The sequence below is a fragment of the Neorhizobium alkalisoli genome (genome assembly GCF_002968635.1).
Classification (GTDB): Bacteria; Pseudomonadota; Alphaproteobacteria; order Rhizobiales; family Rhizobiaceae; genus Neorhizobium; species Neorhizobium alkalisoli.
Genome location: NZ_PVBN01000003.1, coordinates 243,514 through 264,132, shown reverse-complemented (window position 1 = coordinate 264,132; position 20,619 = coordinate 243,514). Strand labels below are relative to the sequence as shown.

Sequence of the window (20,619 nt, the reverse complement as noted above, 5' to 3'; positions counted from 1 at the left end):
ACTACCCCCTGGCTTCCGAGATGACGGCTGCGAGCGTGCGCTCGACCAGCTCCACCTTGAAACGGTTCTGTTCGGTAGGACGGGCGTCCGCGAGAAGCACACCGGTGGCGGCGCGCACTCCTGTCGGCAGCTCGGCCTCGGCCGCCTCGACGCGCCAAGGTTTGTGAGCGACGCCCCCGACGGCGATGCGACCAGTCCCATTCGGCTGGATGACGGCGCCGACGGAGACGAGAGCGAAGGCATAGGAGGCCCGGTCGCGGACCTTGCGATAAATCTGTCGGCCTCCGATTGGCGGCGGCAGCACCACTGCCGTAATGATCTCGCCGGCTTCGAGAACCGTCTCAATGTACGGCGTGTCGCCCGGCAGGCGATGGAAATCGGCAATGGGGATGGCGCGACGGCTGCCGTCTCCTTTCACGGTCTCCACGACCGCGTCCAGCGCTCGCATGGCAATGGCCATGTCGCTCGGGTTGGTCGCGATGCAAGCCTCGCTCGTGCCAACGACCGCGTGCTGGCGGCTGAAGCCGCCGATGGCGGAACAGCCGCTGCCGGGTTGGCGCTTGTTACACGGCTGATTGGTGTCATAGAAATAAGGACAGCGCGTACGCTGCAGGAGATTGCCCGCGGTGCTGGCCTTATTGCGCAGCTGCCCGGACGCACCGGCCAGGAGTGCTCGGGAGAGGAGCCCGTAGTCGCGACGGACGGTTTTATGCGCGGCCAAATCCGTATTGCGGACAAGCGCTCCGATGCGCAGACCGCCTTCCTGTGTCGGTTCGATCTTGTCCAGGCCGAGGTCGTTTACATCGATCAGATGCGTCGGCGTCTCGATCTCGAGCTTCATGAGATCGAGCAGGTTCGTTCCGCCTGCGATGAACTTCGCTTCGGGATTGGAGGCGGCCGCCTTGGCCGCAGCCTCGACAGAGGAGGCGCGTTCGTAGGTGAAGGCTCTCATGCTCTTGTCCCCGCGACTTCCGTGATGGCGTCGAGAATGTTGGAATAGGCGCCGCAACGACAGATGTTGCCGCTCATCCGCTCGCGGATCTCTGCAGGCGTGACCTGTGCCTGTGTCGTAAGATCGCCGGTGACGTGGCTCGGGATGTTTGCCTTGATCTCCTCGAGCACCGCCACGGAGGAACAGATCTGTCCGGGCGTGCAGTAGCCACACTGGAAGCCGTCGTGTTTGACGAAGGCAGCCTGCATCGGATGAAGATTTCCGGGTTTTCCGAGACCTTCGATGGTCGTGATCTGGTCCCCCTCGTGCATGACCGCCAGCGTCAGACAAGCGTTGATGCGGCGGCCGTCGATCATCACGGTGCAGGCGCCGCACTGGCCATGGTCGCAGCCCTTCTTGGTTCCAGTGAGATGCAAGTGCTCGCGCAGGGCATCGAGCAGCGTGGTTCTGTTGTCGAGGTGGAGATCCCGCCTTTCGCCGTTAACGGTGAAGGAAATCTTCGTTGTGTGATCCATTATCTTTCCCGCAGATTGTGCCGCCGCTCCCTCAGCTGCGACTCCGGTGACCGCGACGGCCGCGGCCGACGAGATAAGTAAATCTCGGCGGGAGATTTCAAGTTGGGTGGGGCTTTGCATGTCCGGCTCCATTTCGATGGTGAGGACCATGGGGGTAAGGCGCATGAGATTGCTCGAGCAATAATGCGGCTTAAAAGGTAGAGGACAGTCGTGCGGCGATTAGGGGGCTCCAATCGCATAGAGTTATCGATCCTGTTCATGAAACCCGAGAGGAAAGCGATCAGGTATCGGATAAACCTGCGCTTTTTAGCGAATTCATGAACTGGAGCGATAGGTACACTCGCATGTCGACACCCTCTTGCGGGGTGAGCAGCTCTATGTCTCCGGGGCGGCAATCCACCCGCCTGTCAGGTAGGAAGGGAGGGTAAAAATCCCAGGCTCGCTCCGCTGAGCATCAAAGAAAACTCGATTCGAAGAGCTCGCGGGAATAAGCTGCGTGCGTGACGCCCTCTGCGAGATCTGCCTTGGTGAGTTCGTCGACGAAGATGCCATTCTGCATGACCAGCACCCGGTCGCACATATGCGCGATGACGGAAAGGTCATGGCTGACCAACACATAGGTCAGGTTGCGCTCTTCGCGTTGATCGGCAAGCAGGTTCAAAACCTCCGCCTGGATCGAAAGGTCGAGCGCCGATGTTGGTTCGTCGAGAAGCAGGATCGGGGGCGAAAGGATAAGCGCCCGGGCGATTGCCACTCGTTGGCGCTGTCCACCCGAAAGTTCATGCGGAAACCGGTTGGCAAAATGCTCCGGCAACCCCACCTGCCGCAGTGCCTTGGACGCTTCCGACCAACCGTCGCTCAGCCCCATTGCCCGAAGAGGCTCTGCAAGTGCGGTGCCGATGCGATGACGTGGATGCAGGGAACCGTAGGGATCCTGAAACACCATTTGCGCCAGCTTTAACTCTTCGCGATTGCGCGCTGTTCCGACCGGTTTGCCGTCAAAGGCAATCGAGCCCGTCCAGCCTCGTTCCAATCCCGCCAGGGATCGCAGCAAGGTCGATTTCCCGCAACCGGATTCTCCCACGATACCCAAGGTTTCACCGCGTCCAACGTCAAAGCTGACGCTCCGCACGACGTGGTTCGACGCATTCTTCGAACCATAGACAACATCGAGATTTTCAACTTTGATCATGGGGCTATGTTCGCTTCAATCGATGCCCGATCCAACACCTTGAGACGACGGACGGGGCGGCGTGGGTCTGGCATCGCGGCAATCAACCCTTTGGTATAGGGGTGCTGCGCCTCTTCCAGATTTGTCAGAGTTTCGACGATACGGCCGGAATACATGACCAGGATACGCTCGCAGAAGGCCGCGACCATGCGGATATCGTGGCTGATCAGGATCAGACCTGAATTGTTTTCGCGAACCAGTTCGTCGAGCAGCACAAGCACATCTTTGCGGACGCTGACGTCGAGAGCCGACGTCGGTTCGTCCGCGATCACCAGCTTCGGCTTGGCAAGCAGCATCATGGCGATCATCACGCGCTGGCCCATGCCGCCCGATATCTGGTGCGCATAAAGCTTCAGCACCCGATCCGGATCCTTGATGCGTACCCGCTCCAGCATGTGGCGCGCATGCGCCATCGCGCCCTCGCCCTTGAGCCCGAGATGAAGCTTGGCCGATTCAGCGATCTGCCTGCCGATCGTCAATACCGGATTGAGCGAATAGCGCGGATCCTGCATGATCAGGGCAAGGTCCTTGCCTCTGAGTCGACCCATCTCTTTCTCGGTTTTCTCGAGAAGCGGCTCACCGTTGAAATCAAGCCGGTCAGCAATGACATTGGCGCGGGCAGGAAGCAGGCGCATGATAGCCCGCCCCGTCGTCGATTTTCCCGAGCCGGATTCGCCGACAATGCCGATCCGCTCGCGGGCCACGTCGAAACTGACGTTGGACACGGCCGCGATTGCATTGCGGCCGAAGCGCACATTCAGGTTTTGGACGGAAAGGATGGGCGAGAGATCACGATCTTGCATGGCGAGGATCCAGTAGATCGCGCAACGTGTCGCCGGCGATGTTGAAGGCAAGGCTGGTCAGCAGGATCGCCACACCGGGCATGACCGCAACCCACCAATAATCCAGCATGAACTTGCGGCCGCTCGATATCATCGCCCCCCATTCGGGCGATGGCGGTTGGGCGCCAAGGCCCAGAAACCCAAGGGAAGCGGCCGTCAGGATGATACCGGCCATGTTCAATGTCAGACGCACGATAACGGAGGGTGCGCACATAGGAGCAATGTAGAAAAACAGGACCCGCAGTGGCGATGCACCGTAAAGACGTGCGGCCGCGACATAGTCGGCGTTGCGGACGACCAGCGCTTCGGCGCGCGCAAGGCGTGCAATGGGTGGCCAGGCGGTCAACGAGATCGCAACGATTGCGGTACCCAGTCCCGCACCGAGCGACGCCGCGAAAGCCAATGCGAGGATCAGCGAAGGAAACGACAGCACGATGTCCGTCGCGCGCATCAGAATCGCATCCGTCCGTCCACCGAAGAAACCAGCGACGACGCCGATGACAAGGCCGATCGGGCCAACGATGAGCGAGACCGACAGCACGGTCTGAATTGTGATGCGGGTGCCGTAGATGAGCCGGCTCAGGATGTCGCGGCCGAATTCGTCGGTGCCGGCCCAATGCGCAAGGCTCGGAGGCTGCAGCGCATCGCCCAGCATTTGCCGCGCTGGATCGTAGGGCGCAATCAGCGGAGCGAAGATAGCGATCAGGACGAGCAGCGCAAGGATCAGGAACCCGGCCATTCCCAAGGGCTCGTCGGCGAGCTTGCCGATTACCCGCGACGTGCTGGCCCAGAAACGTTGCGTCATCCCAGGCGGCTGCACCGCCTGTGTCCCTTGCAAGGTGCGGGTCATGCGGCCTCCCTGGTGCGTGGGTCAAGCAGCACATAAGCGATGTCGGCTGCGAAATTGAGAAACATGAATATGAAGCCGACGATGATGGTGCTCGCGAGGATCGCGTTCATATCGCCGATCATCAGCGCATTCGTCATGTATTGACCGATACCCGGCCAGGAGAAGACGATCTCGGTCACCACCGCCCCTTCGAGAAGGTTGCCGTAGGAGATGGCGAGCACCGTGATAAGCTGAACGGCGATATTCGGCAGAACGTGATTGATGACGGTGCGGGCCGGGCTAACCCCCTTGGCACGCGCGGCGATGACATAGTCCTGATTAAGCTGCTCCAGAGTGAAGCTGCGGGTCATGCGGGTTATATAGGCCATCGCCATATAGGCGAGGATCGCCGCCGGCAGAATGATATGCGAAAGCGCATTCCAGAAAATTTCCGTCTCGCCCTCGATAAGGCTGTCGACGAGCATCAGCCCCGTGGTCGGTTCGATGATTCCTTCATAGAACACATCTACCCTGCCCGGTCCGCCGACCAGTGAAAGCCACGCATAGAAGATGACGAGGCCGACGATACCGAACCAGAATACCGGGATCGAGTGCCCTACCAACGCGAAGACGCGTGCGAACTTGTCGATGAAGCTGTCGCGAAAGAGTGCGGCGGCTAGGCCGAGAGGCACGCCGACAATCGTCGATATGAGGATCGCAAGCGTGGCAAGCTCCAGCGTGGCCGGGAAAGCTTGAGAAAGGTCGCGGCTGACCGGATTTCCGGTCAGCACCGCCGTCCCGAAATCACCGAACAGCAGCCCCTTGAGATAGATGAAGAACTGCTGGTAGAGCGGCAGATCGAGGCCGAGCCTGACGCGCATGGCCTCGTAAGCCGCCGGATCTGCGAGCTCGCCGACAATTGCACCGACCGGATCCGTCGGCATGATGCGGCCGATCACGAAGGTGACACATAAGAGGATGAATAGACTGACGACGAACTGCAGGACGCGTCGCGCCAATCCGCCTAGGGACAATTCCTTCATGATCGGCTGCCTTGGCTAGTCTTTGGTCACACCTTCGAGCCGCGTCGTCGCGTTCGGGTGACCGACATAGTTCTTTACCCGCGTGGTGACGACGATGGGCTCATAACGTTCGAAGAGCGGCAGCACCGCCGGCTTCTGGGCGACGAAGGTTTCCTGCATCTTCACGTAGATCTCGCCGCGTTTTTTCGCATCCGGTTCAAGCGATGCCTTTGCCGTCAACGCCGTCAGCTCCGGAATGTCCCAGGCCGACCGCCATACGAAATTCCCGGCATTGTTGGCGGCAAGCGAGTTGTCTGGGTTGCTGGAAAACTGCTCCATCGATCCAAGTACGTTGGGCATATAAGCGCCGGTCTGCGGGATTAGCAGATCGAAATCGCGTGCACGGTGCGCGGCGATGATGTCCGCACCGTTTCCTTGCTGGATGTTCACCTTGATGCCGATCTGACCAAGCGAGGCCTGGATGGCGGTGGCAAGATCGATGCGCGGCGTCTGGGCGATGGTCTTGAGCGTCAGCGAGAAACCGTCCTTGTAGCCGGCTTCGGCAAGAAGCGCCTTGGCCTTGTCAACGTTAAGCTGCCAGTCGGGGCTTGGAATGGCATATTCGAAATTTTCCGGAACCGGTATGGTGCGGGCTCGGCCATATGGGCCCATGATCGCCTTTTCCATACCCTTGTAGTCGATGCCATAGGCGATCGCTTCGCGGACTTTCGGGTTGGAGAGCGGTTCCTTGCCGGCATTCATCGACAGCACGTAGAAACCGCCGGTCGGCACTCGCTGAATCTGGAAGTCCTGCTTGCCGTTGAATGCAGAAAGATCCGACGCGGTGAGAGCGCTGGCGATATCGACGTCGCCGCGTTCCAGCATCAGACGCTCCACCTGGCTTTCAGGAACGTGGCGTATGACGACGCGACGCATCTTGGGTTCGCCACCGGTATAGGTCTTATTCGCCTCCAGGATGACGATCTCATTCGGGGTCCAGCGGTTGAGCGTAAACGGGCCGGAACCAGCGGAATTGGTGCGCATCCAGCCGTTACCCCAGTCGCCACTCGCCTCGTGCGACTTGACCTCCTTGCTGTCGACGACGCTCGCAATCACCATTGCGAGACGGTAGAGAAGGAGTTCGGAGGTGGTCTCGCCGGAGAGGTCGATGCGCACCGTCTTTTCGTCCGGGGCGGTCACCAGTTTCTGGACATTTCCCCCATTGTATCCGACGCGCTTGAGGTTTGCGGCGGCGGCCTGATCGAGCTTGAGCAAGCGGGTAATGGAGAAGACGACATCCGCGGAGGTTACAGGATTGCCGGAAGCAAAATCGGCCTTGCGCAGCTTGAATGTGATGCCCTTCTCGTCGATCTGCCAGCTTTCCGCAAGCTGGGGGGCAATCTTGCCGGACCCGTCGACGGAAACCAGCCGATCATAGAGATTGGCCATGATCTCGTTGGCCTTCGCCTCGGTGGCCTGATGCGGATCGAGCGACAGAACCTGCGCGAGCGATGTCGCGATGACAAGCTGGTTGTCGGGCGTTTTGGCGAAAGCCGTCGGCGAAGTCAGCGTCATGATGCTGATCGCAGCACCAACGAGAAGTCGCGCGCAAAATTGCTTCATAGATTTCCCTCCCAAGGATAACATACATAACATAGTATGTTGCTCGTATGTCATGATATGATTATCGGCCCGGGATGCAGATGGCAAGGGGTCTGAACCCGAAGCGGGAAATGAAAGTGGGGTGTGAATGAAACCGGTTCGGCAGCGGCTGGCGCAGAAAGTAATCGATCATTTCCGCAATGAGATCGAAATAGGACGCCTCAAGAATGGCGACAGGCTTCCCACCGAGCCGCAACTCGAAGTGCAGTTTGGCGTCAGTCGCACGGTCGTGCGGGAAGCGATCGCCGATCTCAGGGCGGCAGGTCTCGTCCGTCCGGTCCAGGGCAAGGGCGTGTTCGTTGGCGATCCTCAGCCAGGTCATGGCTTTAGACTGACACCGACAGAGATCAACAATATTCCGGTAACCCTGGAGCTCCTGGAGTTCCGGCTTGCGACTGAAGGAGAGGCCGCTGCAATCGCCGCCTATCGCAGAACGGCCGAACAGGAGAGCGAGATTCGCTTGGCAAATAGGCGCATGTGGCAGCTGATCGAACAGGGGCTGCCGACCGTCGAGGCCGACCTTGCTTTCCACATGGCGATTGCTGCGGCCACCAACAACCGTATCTATGTGGAGGTTTTCCGCCAGTTCGGCGCCAAGGCGATTCCTCGCGGCCAGTTTCCTACCCTTCCTGAGGTTACCGATAAGGTCTACCTCTTCAAGGTTCATGCCGAGCACGTGGCCATACTGGATGCGATCACCGATCAGGACCCCGAGCGGGCAAGGAAGGCGATGCGCGATCACATCAACGCCAGCCAACGCCGCTATCGGATCATGGCAGAGCAGCAACATGCTCTCGACATGAACCTATAGCTCATATTATGTCATATGATGATGATCCATTAGGGAGAGGTTCAAAGTGTATCTGGGAACACAAGTCGCAGCACGGGATGACGACGACTACAGGGTATGGGCGCAGCTTGGTGTGAAAAATATTTCCGCCGATCCGCCAGGGCCGCCTTCGAGCTGGACCCTTGAAGATCTGGAACGCCATCGTGATCATGTGGAAAGTTTCGGGCTTGTCCTCGACATGGTTCAGCTTCCCCTCCCCTCGAAACCGATCGAACAGGCGTCTTATCCTGATATCCTGCTTGCCGGGCCTGAGCGCGACCGTCAAATCGACGCCGTTTCTCAAATGATTGAGAATTGCGCCAAGGTTGGAATTCCGGCTGTCAAATACAACCTGAATCTGATCGGTATTCCGCGCACCGAGCTGGAGCGCGGTCGCGGCGGCGCGTTGAACGAAGCCTTCCGGTGGGAAAAAACCGACCAGGAAGCCGCGCCCGGACTGGCCGGCGTGCTCTCGGAGGATGAAAACTGGGAGCGAATCGACTATTTCCTCGAACGCGTCGTGCCTGTGGCGGAGAGCAACCGCGTTCGGCTCGCCTGCCATCCGCACGATCCATACACGCCACCGGGCTACAAGGGTGTTACGCGGGTGCTCGGCACCGTGGAGGGCCTCAAGAAATTCGTCTTGATGCGCGAAAGCGCCTATCACGGCCTCAATTTCTGCCAGGGTTCGATCGGCGAGATGCTCGACAATCCGCGCGAAGAGATCGACGATATCATTCGCTGGTTTGGAAGCCGCAGCAAGATCTTCAACGTCCATTTCCGTAATATCCGGGGCGGCAAGCTCTCGTTTATGGAGACCTTTCCGGAAGAGGGCGACATGGATATGGTCCGCTCCTTGAAGGTGTATCAGGAGGTGGGATACCCGTACATGGTCATGCCGGATCATGTACCGCGCATCGACGGCCGCGATCCAACCGGCGTGGCCTTCGCCTTTTGTTATGGCTACATCGCTGCGTTGCTCGAAACATTTGGCGCAGACACAGCCAAATTCGCCTGATCAGCGGCCCGCAAGGGATCTCGCCGTGAACGCGGCTGAACAGGGTTGACCTTCTTCCTCTTATGGACGCTCGTCTTGCAAAAGCCGGGCGTCTTTAAGACAGCAACAATCTCGTCCAATCAGGCAATGAACGGATTATCTCCAAGATTGAGGCCAATCAGCAACGGATCATGGTCCGATGTCGCATACACGTCGTCATTGTAGAATGCAGGGTCTTTGAACTCCGTGGAATAGCTGAAGAGACCCGGCTCCTGCGCGTTGATGTGCCACTCAGTAACGCCGCTGACCTGACCGGCCAGAGACTGTGATGCCAGGCCTTGGTCCAGCGTCCCCTGTTGTCCGTCGAAGATGTAGCTGAACGCGTCCTGCTGACCGACAAAACTGTCGATCAGATCGACATAGCCGGCATCACGCATGGCGTCGACCGGGTCTTCCTGAGCGTAGGAATTGAGATCTCCGATAACAAGGACATCCGTATCGCCGACGCCGTTCTGCGCAAGATATCCGTCAGGATTGTCGGACGACAGCCATTCGGCGAGTTGCTGGGCCGCGGCCGTCCGGGTTGCGTTGAATGCGCCCTGTCCGTCGCCCTGGTCTGCATCGGCGCCTGTTCCGGTCCCGCTCTTCGACTTCAGGTGGTTGACCGAGACGGTAAATTGCTCACCGGTGCCGTTCTCTTCGAATGTCGCCGTGACGGCCGGCCGGCTCTGCTGCTGGCTGCCATCATCAAAGACAAGGAAGTCGGACGCGACGAGACTGACCTCGTTGGTTTTATAAATCAGACCGGTGGTAATGGCATCGGTTCCGATGAAACCGTCAGATCCCGGCTCCGTAGGATCGACAAAGGCATAGGTCACGCCAGGCTCAGCGGCAGCGTTCAAGGCATCGACCAGGGTGGAGATAGCCGAAGCGCTGTCGAAACCGTTGTTCTCCAATTCTTGCAAGCCGAAGACGCTGGCATCGATCTGCAGCATGGCCTCCACGATCTTGTCGGTTTGACGCGCAAGATCCTCCGCGCTGATCGCACCGCGCGGCTCGAGATTGTTCGGACCCGACCCGGCGCCGGAGCCGTCATTCAAGGTGGTGAAAAAATTGAGAAGATTGAAGCTGGAAACCGTCAGCCTGCCGCCGACGTCCTCCGGTGCATCGGGACGAGCGGCCCCATTGGTCGTCTCATCGACAGGCAGGATGCCGTCAACCAGCATTTTGTATGCCCCGAAGCCATAGCTGAGGACGCCTTCGACCGATCCCGTGAGCTCAGCACCAAGCCTGAGCGTGGGGCCATCTTCGGTAAATGTATCGCCGGCATCCAGATAACCGTTGCCGTTGTCTCCAGTGGAGGCCGGAATGTAGCGGAATTCGTCAGGATTCTGGACGGAGGATCCGTCGTCGATCGTCAACCGGTTGTTGGCGTTGGCCGCCTGTAGGGCCTGGATCTCTGACTGCTGAGTGGTGGGATCATAAATCTGGGTCGGTTGAATTTGGGAGCCTGCTGAGACGGTGATCTCGCCATAACGGTCGAGATCGAAGTTCTCAATGACCGTCAGCGGATCGTCCGTGCCGCTCATCAAGGTGATCGCCATGCCCTCGTAATGTTCGAGATTGGCTGCAAAGTCCGGTGAGAGCGAAAGCGCCACCGAGGTCGGCTGCGTGTTGCCGCTCGAGATGGAGATGATGTCGGTCACGTCGGTGATTTCGGTAAAATCGAAATATTCCGTCACCGTTCCAGCGACCTCGACCTTGTCGCCGACGGCCACGCTCGGCGCACCTCCGGTGAAGACAAAAATGCCTTCCGAAGTCGCGCCATTGCCGTCCGCGTCGCCGTCTTCCTCCTGCAGATAGAAACCGTCCGCAACGGTGTAGGTCACGATCGCAGAGACGAGCACATATTCGCCGGTAAGCAAGCTTGCCGTGCCGCTGCCTTGAATTTCCGAGATGAGATAGGACGTCGGCTCGCCACCACCAGGGTCGCTTTCATTTGCCGATCCGGGGGTCTGCTCTTCGGGGCCGACCCACTCCGTCGGACCGTCGCCTATCCGCTGGAGTGACAGGCCAACCGCATCGTTGCCCGCTTCCACCACTCCGATGTCCGTGGAGGCCGTGCCCGCGGCAGATCCGTTCGCCGCCGTAAAGCTTCCCTCGTAGGAGAGGAATTCGATCAGGGTTCCATTTTCGGAAAGCGCCACACCGTCCGGGGCGCCGTTCTGGATGCCATTGGCCGGCAGGTTCCATAGGTAATAGTCGTATTCTCCGTCCGAGGTCATCGAAAGACCGGATACGGCGGTCGAACCATATGTGGAACCGCCATTGCCGTTGTAGAGTTCGACCAGGAGCCCTGCGACATCAGAGCCGGCCGCGACGCGAACCTCGACGAACTCACCCGCATCGGTGCCGACGTTGTCATAGTGGATTTCGTTGATGCGTGGCGCGGCAGGAGCGGTGTCATCCGCTCCGTTGATGGTGATCGTGACCTCTTGCGCGGTCCCATCGGTGCTCAGGACCGTGAAACGGTCGATGAGACTTTCGCCGCTGCCGAGTGCATCGACGGCAGCGTTCTCGTTGTCGAGCGCATAAGTCCAGTTGCCATTTTCGTCGATGCTGTAGATGCCGTAACCCATGGCGCTCGCCTGGTCGCTCGCGGACCGGAAGCGGTCATTGTTGTCGACATCGTCGGAAACGAGAGTGCCGGTCGTGGTCGACGTTTCCGAACCGGCACCGGAGGCCTCGACGACCAATCCGCTCGTGTCGCCCGAAACGACGGCGGCATCATTCACGCCGGTTATCGTCACCGCGACCGTTGCGGTATCGGTGCCCCCCTTCCCGTCATCCACGGTATAGGTGAAGCTGTCGACAGCGGTTTCGCCTTCGTTCAGATACTGAAAGATGGTGCCGGAATTATAGGATACCACACCCTCCGCCAGCGCAACGGCTGCGCCTGCCGCGCTTGTTTCCGAAACGGCGACAACCCCGATCTGATCGCCGTCAAAGTCCCGATCATTCGACGTAAGATCGGCCACGTTGATCGCCAGCGTGCTGTCCTCGTCGGTCGCAACCTCGTCGCTGGCCGCAAGCACTGCATTGTTGCGCCCATCGAGGTAGAGCGTGTAGTCGCTTGCCTCAAAGCGGATGGCCTCGACATCGTTCAAGATATCCCGATCGCCGTTGGCATCGGTGACCGTAAAGATATTGTCGGATAAGCTGGTTAGCCGCGGCAAACGATAATCGAACACACTTCCTGAATAGATCGCGGTGTCGAAGCCTCGTCCACCCAAGATGAGATCGCTGCCTGCGCCGCCGTCGATCTCGTCGTTTCCTGCTCCGGCGACGATCCTGTCGTCCCCCCCACCCGCAACAACGCGATCATCACCGTCGAGGCCAAAGATGAAGTCGTCATCGGCGCTGCCCTCAATATGGTCAGCGAGGCGAGTGCCAAAATGAAACCGTGGGAGAGAGAAAAGGAAAGACATCTTTGCAATCCCTTGCTGAAAAGAACAGGCAGTTTGACATAGCAGCCGACTGCGACAGTCGCTTGACATAAGGCCGCCTCGCCAAAAGGCCAGATGCCGGGATCAGAAGATGATCTCCCAGGCCTACAGGATTGCCCGGGAAGCAAAAAGAACGCTGAGATTGGGCAGGACGGCGCGGAAGAGTGCTGTCGCGGGAACGCCGCTGACGACGAAGAAGATCATTACTCCCGAGAGCATCTAGTCCCCATCCGCGTTCCCGCGCCGGGGATCAACGGCAAAGTTCAGCCGCGCCCCGGGGGTCACCACCGCTTCTGCTCCGCTCCGTCCATGGAGCTGTGTCATTCACGGCAGTCAGTTCCATTTCCGATGGCAAGGTAATCGTGAAGGTCGAACCCTGGCCTTTCTTGCTGGCGACCTCGATAGTTCCCTTGTGCAGTTCGATGATTTGCTTGATGAGATTGAGCCCGATGCCGGTCCCCGCAATACCGCTCGATGTCCGCGCTCGGAAATATCTCTGGAACATGCGAGGCAGGTCTTCTGCGTCGATGCCGAGGCCCCCATCCCGCACTGCGATCTTTATCCCTGCTGCGTCCTTCCATCCCGAAACGTAGATATCCGGAGCGGAGGGCGCGTATTTGACGGCGTTGGAAAGGAGGTTCGTAAACACCTGCTCCAGCGCCCTCTGGTCCCCTTCGATCTGATCGGGAAGGCGCTCGAGGTCTGCGTGGATCCGATGGGTTGCTGCGATCGACTGTTGTCGGTCACAGCAGGTCTGCACCAATTCCCTCAAGGACAGAGGCTCACGGGACATCTCGACCGATCCGTGATCCAGTCGTCCCACCGAAAGTATGCTCTCCATCAACTCGACGATCCGAGAAACGGCGCCTCGAATCCGGTCAATCTTGTCGGTAACGAATTCGCTGTCCAACTGACCGCGACGGCGGAACAACCGCTGTGCAGCCCCGTCGATGATCGTTAGCGGGGTGCGAAATTCGTGGGAGGCCATGGCGACGAACTGGCGCTGCAGTTCGTTGATCTGTCTCTCCTGGGCGAGCATTCGCTCCAGTTCCCGAGCCTGACGTCCAATTTCCGCTGTTCGGGCTTGAACGGTCGCTTCCAACATGTCGCGCTGTCTCACCAACTCTTGTGACACCGCAACCGCAGCCGTCACATCCTCATGTGTCGCGACGTAGCCGCCGTTTTTCATGGGATTGTGGGTGATCTTGATCACCCGGCCATCAGATAGGACAATATTCTGGCTGGCGACCGAACCGATCACATTGGCCTCTGCCACCACGTTGAAGTAGGTCGCTTTGTCGAGGGGGCCGATTCCCTTCAGGGCACGATGTTCGAGTATCGCATCGAGCGGGGTGCCTGGCCGTGTCAGCACCTCTGGCAAATGATACATGGCCGCATAAGCGGCATTGCAGACGATCAGTCCCTTCTCGGAGTCGAACATGCACAATCCGTGCGGCATGTTGTTGATCGCCGCATCAAGCCGCGCCGTCTGATCTGCCAATTCGCTTTCAAGCCGCGCCAGTGGCGAAAGATCTTGGAAGGTCATCGCGAACAGCCCTTTTCGCCAGGACGCACCGACCCTTCACGATGAAACTGACAACGATCATCCGTTTGTTGCATGATGTTCAGTTCACACCTCCACGAGGCAAAATTTCTGTCCAGAAGTCGCGCCGGTTGGATAGCACCATCGAAAAGAACCGAAGTTCAAGCCATGGCGTTACTGTCAGCCGAACATCAACACATTGTTGATCGTCTGCAGCATCCAGCAAAATTCATAATGCTTCGGTAATATCAGGGCACCTGCCGTCAAAATCCTAACAGGCGGTCACGTCCGACAGATCTGGCGATATTGGAAACGGCTCGGAACACGATCATCCCGGCTCCATCGCAAGTCTTCGCGCGTAATGTCCGGTTTCATATTCCAACGCTTCATTTTGCGGCACGCCCGACCCGCGGCGAATATCCTCTACCTCTTCGGATCGCAGATGCGCCCGCGGGTCGTCGAAGCGTATCTGCGGGTCCGGCACGGCCGACAGCAGCAGCCGTGTATAAGGGTGGATCGGATTTTCAATCACCCGCTCGGTCGGCCCCCATTCGACGACCTGACCGGCATACATGACGGCAATGTCCTCAGCGATATAGCGAGCCGTGGCGATGTCGTGCGTGATGTAGAGCAGCGCAAGGTTCATTTGCTGCTTCATCTCGTTCAAAAGGTTGAGAATTCCGAGCCGAACCGAGACGTCCAACATGGATGTCGGCTCGTCCGCGACGATCACTTCAGGCCGTATGGCGAGCGCCCGGGCGATATTGACGCGCTGGCGCTGCCCTCCTGAAAGCTCGTGAGGGTATTTGCCAGTAACGATATCCGGATCCAGTTGCACCTGCCGCAGCAGGTCATGGATGGCCCCATGAATCGCCGCGCCTTCGATTTCTGGCCGATGAAGCTTCAGCGGCCGCGTCAGGTGATAGGCGACGGTATGCGCAGGATTGAGCGAAGCAAATGGATCTTGGAAGATCATCTGCACCGCTCGCCGGTAATCTGCAATGTCGGACGAAGTCGCACCAGCGAGGGGTTTGCCCTTGTATAGGATCCGCCCTCCGGTCGGCTGATATTCCCTCATCGCCATGCGCGCGCAGGTCGTCTTGCCGCTACCCGATTCCCCAACCAGCGCCAGCGCTCGGCCAGCATGAAGAGAGAAGGAAACCGATCGCGCGGCATGCACGGTCGACGGTCCATGTCCGAAGGTCTTCGTCACACCGTCGAGGACGAGAATGGCCTGGTTCACAACAGCGCGCCTCCATGCAGCGAGGGGAAGGACGACCAGAGCTTTTTCGTATAATCATGGCTCGGCGTCCGGAAGATTGCCTCGGCTGCGTTTTCCTCAACCAGCCTGCCTGCCAGCATGATGCCTATCCTGTCGCAGAACTGCACCATCAGGCCGAGATCATGCGTGATGAACAGGACTGAAAACCCGAATGTGCGGCGAAGATCGTTGATCCTTTGGAGGATCTCCCGCTGCACGACAACGTCGAGGGCAGTGGTCGGCTCGTCCATGATCACCAGCTTGGGGTCGAGCGCCAGGCAGATGGCGATCACTATGCGCTGGCGCATGCCACCGGAGAACTGGTGCGGATAGTCGCGCAGGCGATCGGGGGAAATATCGACGAGCCGCAGCATGTCGGCGGCACGTTCGCGCGCTTTCGCTTTCGTCATCGCCGTGTGGGTCGTCAGGACATCATAGAATTGGTCCTCGATCCGCAATACAGGATTGAGCGAATTCATGGCGCTCTGAAACACCATTGCGACTTCACGCCAGCGGAAGGCCGCGAGTTCCCGTGGCGCCAGATCCAGCACATCGCGCCCGTTTAAAAGGATCTTGCTCTCCCGGCGGATCAGCGCCGGGGGTTTATGCAGACGGCTGACGGCAAAGGCTATCGTGCTCTTGCCGCATCCAGATTCCCCGGCAAGTCCGAAGACTTCGCCCGGTGCGACATCAAAGCTGACGTCGTCAACCGCTCGGAAATCCTTGTTGTCGCCGATGTAATCGATGGTGAGGTTTTTTACCGAAAGCAGGGGCGTTTTCAAAGCCGTCCCTCCCCCGACCGAACGAGGAAGACCCAGCGATTGCGCCAATTTCCCGTGCGCAGCCGCGGGTTGGCGACCTCGTCAATTGCAAAGTTGAGGAGCGACATGCCTAGACCCAGAAGCGCCAAGGCGAAGCAAGGGATCAGAATTTCCCACCAGGCGCCGACCGAAAGCGCCGATGCCTTCTGGGCATTGTAAAGCATTGTTCCCCAAGAGACTGCTCTTGGGTCGCCCAGGCCCAAAAATTCCAGCGTCGCCTCAGTGATGATTGCGAATATGACGCTGCCGATGAAATTGATCCCGACGATGGAAATCAAGTTGGGGAACACCTCGAAGGCCATGATCCGCCACTGCGGCTCGCCTATCATCTCCGCGGCCTTGACGAAATCCTTCTGCTTGAGCGACAGCGTTTCAGCCCGAGTGACGCGTGCTCCCCATGCCCAGGAGGTTAACCCGAGGATGAGTGCAATCACCAAGGGGCTCGCCTGACCGATGAAGGCGGCAAGCACGAGCAGGAGCGGCAGGTTCGGAACAACCAGAACCATATTGGTCAGGAAACTGATGACTTCGTCCGTCTTGCCGCCGCGATAGCCGGCGATGATGCCAAGCGCCGTCCCTACCGCAGTGATCAGCAAACCTGCGCCGAACCCCACGGCAAGCGACGTGCGGGCGCCATAAAGCAAACGCGCGAAGACATCCTGGCCAATGCGCGTGGTTCCCATGAGATGGTCTAACGACGGCGGCTGATGCGGCCGCCCCACGCGCGCCGAGGGATCATATTGGGTCAGAAGGGGTGCGGTGATCGCAGCCAACAGGACGAAGGCAAGAATGATCGCGCCGATAAGCGCCTTGCGGTTGCGCAACAGGCCGTCGAACAGAACCCTCATGTCACAAGGCTCCCTTAAGCCGCGGATCAAGCAGGACATAGCTGACGTCGACGATAAAGTTCGCGATCAGCATCGTTGCCGTCATGATCAGAAGCTGTCCCTGGATCACCGGATAGTCGCGCGCCAGGATCGCCTGGTAGAGAATGTTGCCGAGGCCGGGATAGTTGAAGACGACCTCCGTCACGAGGGAGCCTCCGAGGATCGTGCCGATGGCGATCGCCAGCGAGGATACGGTGGGCAAAAGCGCGTTTCGAGCTGCATACCAGATCATCACGTAGTGATCGGACAATCCCTTGGCGCGTCCCATGACCACATAGTCCTCGCCGAGGAGATTGATCATGTTGTTACGCATCGTCACCGCAAACCCGCCGGTCAGCACGGCGCAGAGCGTTACCATGGGGAGGAAGCCGTGGTAAAGGACGCTGCCGACATATTGCAGGCTGAAGGCGGGATCGAGACGAGGATCGGCGGCATAACCGCTGGGAAACCAGCCAAGCGTAAATCCGAAGACAAAAACCACAATCAGCGAAGTCACCACCGCCGGCACCGAGGTAGCGAAGATCGCTCCGACCGAGACGATCACGTCGAAGGCACTACCGCGCCGCCAGGCTGCAAGAACACCAAGCAAGCTGCCGACCGTGAAGCTGATGATCGTCGCGATGCCCATCAGCCCCACCGTCCAAACGAGAGCTTGGCCCAGCACCGACGTGACCGGAGCCGGGAAATACTTGATCGAACGGCCAAGGTCGCCGGTGAAGATGCTGGCGAGATAGGTGAGATATTGCTGCCAAAGCGGCCCATCGACGAAGCCGAACGTCAGTTTCAACGACTGCAGGCTCTCCGGCGGCAATTCGGCGCCTGCGCTGGAGAACATGATCTGTACGGGGTCGCCCGGCATCAGGCGCGGCAGGAAAAAGTTTACGGTCGCTGCCGCGACGAAGGCAGCCAGATAAAATCCCAGCCGACGTAACAGGAAAGCCATGTAAACTCCCTCGATCAGGAAGCGGCGCAAGGCCCGCCGCTTACCAAAGTCATCACGCGCTTATTGGGCCGGCTTCAGCGCCAACAGATGCAAGAGGCGGGCCGGATTGGTGCGTGAGATGGAGGGGTTGACGAACGGATTTTCCTTGGTCGACCACCCGGTGAAGCGCTTGGTGTTGTACTGATACCAGTTGGGGTTATTGAATACCGGGATCATAGGCATGTTTTCAGCAACGATACGCTGAGCTTTGTTCATTGCTTCCTTTTGCTTTGAAAGGTCGGCGGTCTGGGTGAATTGCGTCACTAGCTTTTCGACCTCGGGATTGAACCAGCGCTGTGCGGTAAACCGCGTCTTGCCCTTGTCCGATGCACTAAACGCACGTTTATAGGGATAATAGGGTGAGGCGGAGGCCGGCAGACTGTTGATGGCCGCATCGAATTTGCCGCCGATAAGGCTGGAGGTCCAGACGGCCTCCTCCGGTGTCTCGATCTTCGCATCGATCCCGACAGCCTGCATGCCCTCGATGGCGATGTTGACCGTGTCGACCCAATCGGTCCAGGAGTTTGGTACGATGATCGAGAACGAGATCTTCGAACCGTCGGGATTATCCCGGAAGCCGTCACCATCCTTGTCCTTATACCCGGCCTCATCGAACAGAGCCTTGGCGGCTTCGGCGTCATACTTGGCATATTTGCCGAAATCGGCCTGAACGGACGGGTCTGCCCAGCTCTTGTAGAGTTCACCCATCAGACCGGGATCTTCGTTCAGCGTTGGGTAGCCGTAACCGGCAATGTCGATCATCGTCGCGCGGTCGAGCGCCATGGAGACCGCGCGGCGGAATTTGACGTCATTGAAGGCCTTCTTGTTGTTCTCGTTGGCGGTTTCCAGATTGAACAGGAAGGCGACCATGCTGCTTGGGGAATACCAGTAGTGGTAGTGTTCAGGATCCTTGGCTACATAGACATTTTCGACATCAGGAATGAACGACACCCCCCAATCGAGCGTCCCGTCCGCCGTCGCGGTCAGGATCTGGTTGTTGTCCGCAAGCTGAGGAAAGCGCAGGCAGTCTACCTTGAGGCGCTCCGCATCCCAATAATGGGGGTTGCGGCATTGGTCATAGGTCTGGCCGGTAAAGCGAGGGATCTCGGTCATCGGGCCGCTGCCGACAGGTGCCTCGTTGGCAAATGTTACGGGATCAGCGATGTCCTTCCACACATGTTCCGGCACAATGGGAAGCTGAGAAAGCTGTTCGGCCGCAAGCGAACTCGGATTGGCAAGCGTGAACCGGATCGTTTGCGGATCGACAATCTCCACGCCGCTAATGAAGGTCCAGATGCTGACGAAATCGAGGGCCGGGAACTTCTTCAGATAGTCATAGGTGAATTTGACGTCGCTCGAGGTGAGCGGCTTCCCATCCGACCATTTGAGGTTCTGCCGCAGCTTAAACTCAATGCTCTTGAGGTCGTCAACAAGCTTGAAGCTTTCGGCCAACCGGAAGATCGGCTTGTTGCTGTCGAAACGATTGAAGACCACCAGGGGCTCATAGATAAAGTCCAGCGTACTTTGACGCGCCGAGGTCTGGTTAAACGGGTTGAAGTTGCGCACCCAAGTCGTGGCCGGTTCGATATTCGCCGTCAGGACGGTCTGTGCCATTGCCGGTCCTGAGACCAGCGCCAGGGCCGTTGCAGCTGCAAGAACAACTTTATTCATCTCATTCCCCTTTGTTGATTATTGGCTTGATGGGCTATTCAGGCGACAACCGTGCTCTGGAAAAGCTCCTCCACTTCCGCGTGAGCGGCGCGATAGTCGATCTTGAGATTTCCGAGACGGGCCTTGCCGGCGGCGATCCGCTTCTGCGCGACATCCGTCAGCGGGCGCGCCGCCTTAGCTGCGGCCTCGCTTTCGGGAATGTCGCCGTGGCTGTGCAGAGCGATATCGAAACCGGCATCGAGGACCTGCGTGACCCGCTCTGGTAAGCTGCCGCGCAGCGATTCCATGAAAATGCAGTCGGAAATCAACACCCCTTCGTAACCTATGTCCCGGCGGATGACGTCGTGCACCACCGGCGAGATGGAGGCAGGCAGTTCCCTGTCGTAAGCGGAGAAGACGACATGGGCGACCATGGCCCAGGGCGTGTCCTTCAAGGCAACGAACGGCTTGAAGTCAGTGGCCTGGAGCGTCTCTGCCGAGGCATCCACCACGGGCCGCTCCTTGTGCGAATCCAGCGTGGCCCGGCCGTGGCCCGGAATGTGCTTCATCACCGGGATGCAGCCCGTCTCCATCAAACCATCGACGACCTCGCGGCCGAGAGCGGCAACGAAATCGGGATCTGCCCCGAAAGAGCGCTCACCGATGACATCGCTCGTCGTGGGAAAAACCAGGTCGAGAACTGGCGAGCATCCGCTCGAAAGGCCAAGCTCCGTCATCATCGCCCCCATGGCACGGGAGGACAGACGAAGGGCGCGCTTCCCCCGCTCGAGATCTCTGTGTGCAAGTTCCGCAAACTGCGCAAAACTCCTGAACCGCGGCCATGGGCCTGCATCAAGATGCTGTACTCGGCCCCCTTCCTGATCGGTGAAGACCGGTGCATCGTCGCGGCCGACGGCCTCGCGGAAGCGGGCGATCAACCGCTTGGCCTGATCCGGGTCCTTCAAATTGCGGCGCCCGACAAACAGCCCTAAGGGATTGGTTTCCCGGAAGAGGGCAAATTCCTCGTCGGACAGGACGGGGTTTGGCAAGCCCACGAATAGAGCGAGCGGGGTTTTGGACATGTGCTGGC

At 58.9% G+C, this 20,619-nt stretch carries 16 protein-coding genes and 1 pseudogene; 2 read left to right on the top strand and 15 right to left on the bottom strand.

The features are described from left to right. Nucleotide 1: 1 nt before the first annotated feature. The 7 genes from C5L13_RS08710 to C5L13_RS08680 all read right to left on the bottom strand — a co-directional run bounded on the left by C5L13_RS08710 (nucleotide 2) and on the right by C5L13_RS08680 (nucleotide 6,966). Entirely contained in the window at nucleotides 2-952 is a 951-nt protein-coding gene (locus tag C5L13_RS08710) for an FAD binding domain-containing protein (RefSeq protein ID WP_105382878.1), read from the bottom strand. After that, nucleotides 949-1,599, bottom strand: coding sequence for an aldehyde dehydrogenase iron-sulfur subunit PaoA (gene paoA, locus C5L13_RS08705; RefSeq protein WP_105383134.1), 651 nt, complete (start codon nucleotides 1,597-1,599; stop codon nucleotides 949-951). Before paoA ends, C5L13_RS08710 begins: the two co-directional genes overlap by 4 nt. 322 nt (nucleotides 1,600-1,921) lie before the next feature. Continuing rightward, nucleotides 1,922-2,659, bottom strand: coding sequence for an ABC transporter ATP-binding protein (locus C5L13_RS08700; RefSeq protein ID WP_105382877.1), 738 nt, complete (start codon nucleotides 2,657-2,659; stop codon nucleotides 1,922-1,924). After that, nucleotides 2,656-3,501 (bottom strand): ABC transporter ATP-binding protein, encoded by an 846-nt coding sequence (locus tag C5L13_RS08695; protein ID WP_105382876.1) that lies wholly within the window; start codon nucleotides 3,499-3,501, stop codon nucleotides 2,656-2,658. The genes C5L13_RS08700 and C5L13_RS08695 overlap by 4 nt, the downstream gene beginning before the upstream one ends. Next, entirely contained in the window at nucleotides 3,488-4,345 is an 858-nt protein-coding gene (locus tag C5L13_RS08690; protein ID WP_407070418.1) for an ABC transporter permease, read from the bottom strand. The genes C5L13_RS08695 and C5L13_RS08690 overlap by 14 nt, the downstream gene beginning before the upstream one ends. A 41-nt stretch (nucleotides 4,346-4,386) precedes the next feature. Next, a complete protein-coding gene (locus C5L13_RS08685) occupies nucleotides 4,387-5,412 on the bottom strand; it encodes an ABC transporter permease (protein ID WP_105382874.1) in 1,026 nt (341 codons plus the stop codon). A gap of 15 nt (nucleotides 5,413-5,427) precedes the next feature. Beyond that, nucleotides 5,428-6,966, bottom strand: a complete 1,539-nt coding sequence (locus C5L13_RS08680; protein WP_407070417.1) for an ABC transporter substrate-binding protein — start codon at nucleotides 6,964-6,966, stop codon at nucleotides 5,428-5,430. Nucleotides 6,967-7,141: 175 nt separating this feature from the next. On the opposite strand from C5L13_RS08680, the gene C5L13_RS08675 reads away from it, so the two are divergent. Together C5L13_RS08675 and C5L13_RS08670 are read left to right on the top strand one after the other, a co-directional pair. Beyond that, nucleotides 7,142-7,864: a FadR/GntR family transcriptional regulator gene (locus C5L13_RS08675; RefSeq protein ID WP_105382872.1), complete on the top strand. Its 723-nt coding sequence runs from the start codon at nucleotides 7,142-7,144 to the stop codon at nucleotides 7,862-7,864. Nucleotides 7,865-7,910: 46 nt separating this feature from the next. After that, nucleotides 7,911-8,900: a mannonate dehydratase gene (locus tag C5L13_RS08670; RefSeq protein ID WP_105382871.1), complete on the top strand. Its 990-nt coding sequence runs from the start codon at nucleotides 7,911-7,913 to the stop codon at nucleotides 8,898-8,900. Between the two features lie 119 nt (nucleotides 8,901-9,019). On the opposite strand, the gene C5L13_RS08665 is transcribed toward C5L13_RS08670, so the two are convergent. The 8 genes and pseudogenes from C5L13_RS08665 to C5L13_RS08630 form a co-directional block, all read right to left on the bottom strand. Beyond that, nucleotides 9,020-12,367, bottom strand: coding sequence for an ExeM/NucH family extracellular endonuclease (locus tag C5L13_RS08665; RefSeq protein ID WP_158693413.1), 3,348 nt, complete (start codon nucleotides 12,365-12,367; stop codon nucleotides 9,020-9,022). 268 nt (nucleotides 12,368-12,635) lie between these two features. Continuing rightward, nucleotides 12,636-13,949, bottom strand: a pseudogene (locus C5L13_RS08660) (sensor histidine kinase); the annotation flags it as partial. Between the two features lie 307 nt (nucleotides 13,950-14,256). Further along, on the bottom strand, nucleotides 14,257-15,171 hold the full coding sequence (locus tag C5L13_RS08655; RefSeq protein ID WP_105382868.1) for an ABC transporter ATP-binding protein: 915 nt from the start codon (nucleotides 15,169-15,171) through the stop codon (nucleotides 14,257-14,259). Further along, nucleotides 15,168-15,971 (bottom strand): ABC transporter ATP-binding protein, encoded by an 804-nt coding sequence (locus C5L13_RS08650; RefSeq protein ID WP_105382867.1) that lies wholly within the window; start codon nucleotides 15,969-15,971, stop codon nucleotides 15,168-15,170. Before C5L13_RS08650 ends, C5L13_RS08655 begins: the two co-directional genes overlap by 4 nt. Continuing rightward, nucleotides 15,968-16,858, bottom strand: coding sequence for an ABC transporter permease (locus tag C5L13_RS08645; protein WP_105382866.1), 891 nt, complete (start codon nucleotides 16,856-16,858; stop codon nucleotides 15,968-15,970). The genes C5L13_RS08650 and C5L13_RS08645 overlap by 4 nt, the downstream gene beginning before the upstream one ends. Before the next feature lies 1 nt (nucleotide 16,859). Further along, nucleotides 16,860-17,840 carry an ABC transporter permease gene (locus C5L13_RS08640; protein WP_105382865.1) on the bottom strand — a complete coding sequence of 327 codons (981 nt, stop codon included), beginning with the start codon at nucleotides 17,838-17,840 and terminating at the stop codon, nucleotides 16,860-16,862. A gap of 60 nt (nucleotides 17,841-17,900) precedes the next feature. Further along, nucleotides 17,901-19,550: an ABC transporter substrate-binding protein gene (locus C5L13_RS08635; RefSeq protein ID WP_105382864.1), complete on the bottom strand. Its 1,650-nt coding sequence runs from the start codon at nucleotides 19,548-19,550 to the stop codon at nucleotides 17,901-17,903. Between the two features lie 38 nt (nucleotides 19,551-19,588). Then, on the bottom strand, nucleotides 19,589-20,611 hold the full coding sequence (locus tag C5L13_RS08630; protein ID WP_105382863.1) for a glycoside hydrolase family 3 N-terminal domain-containing protein: 1,023 nt from the start codon (nucleotides 20,609-20,611) through the stop codon (nucleotides 19,589-19,591). Between the last annotated feature and the right edge of the window lie 8 nt (nucleotides 20,612-20,619).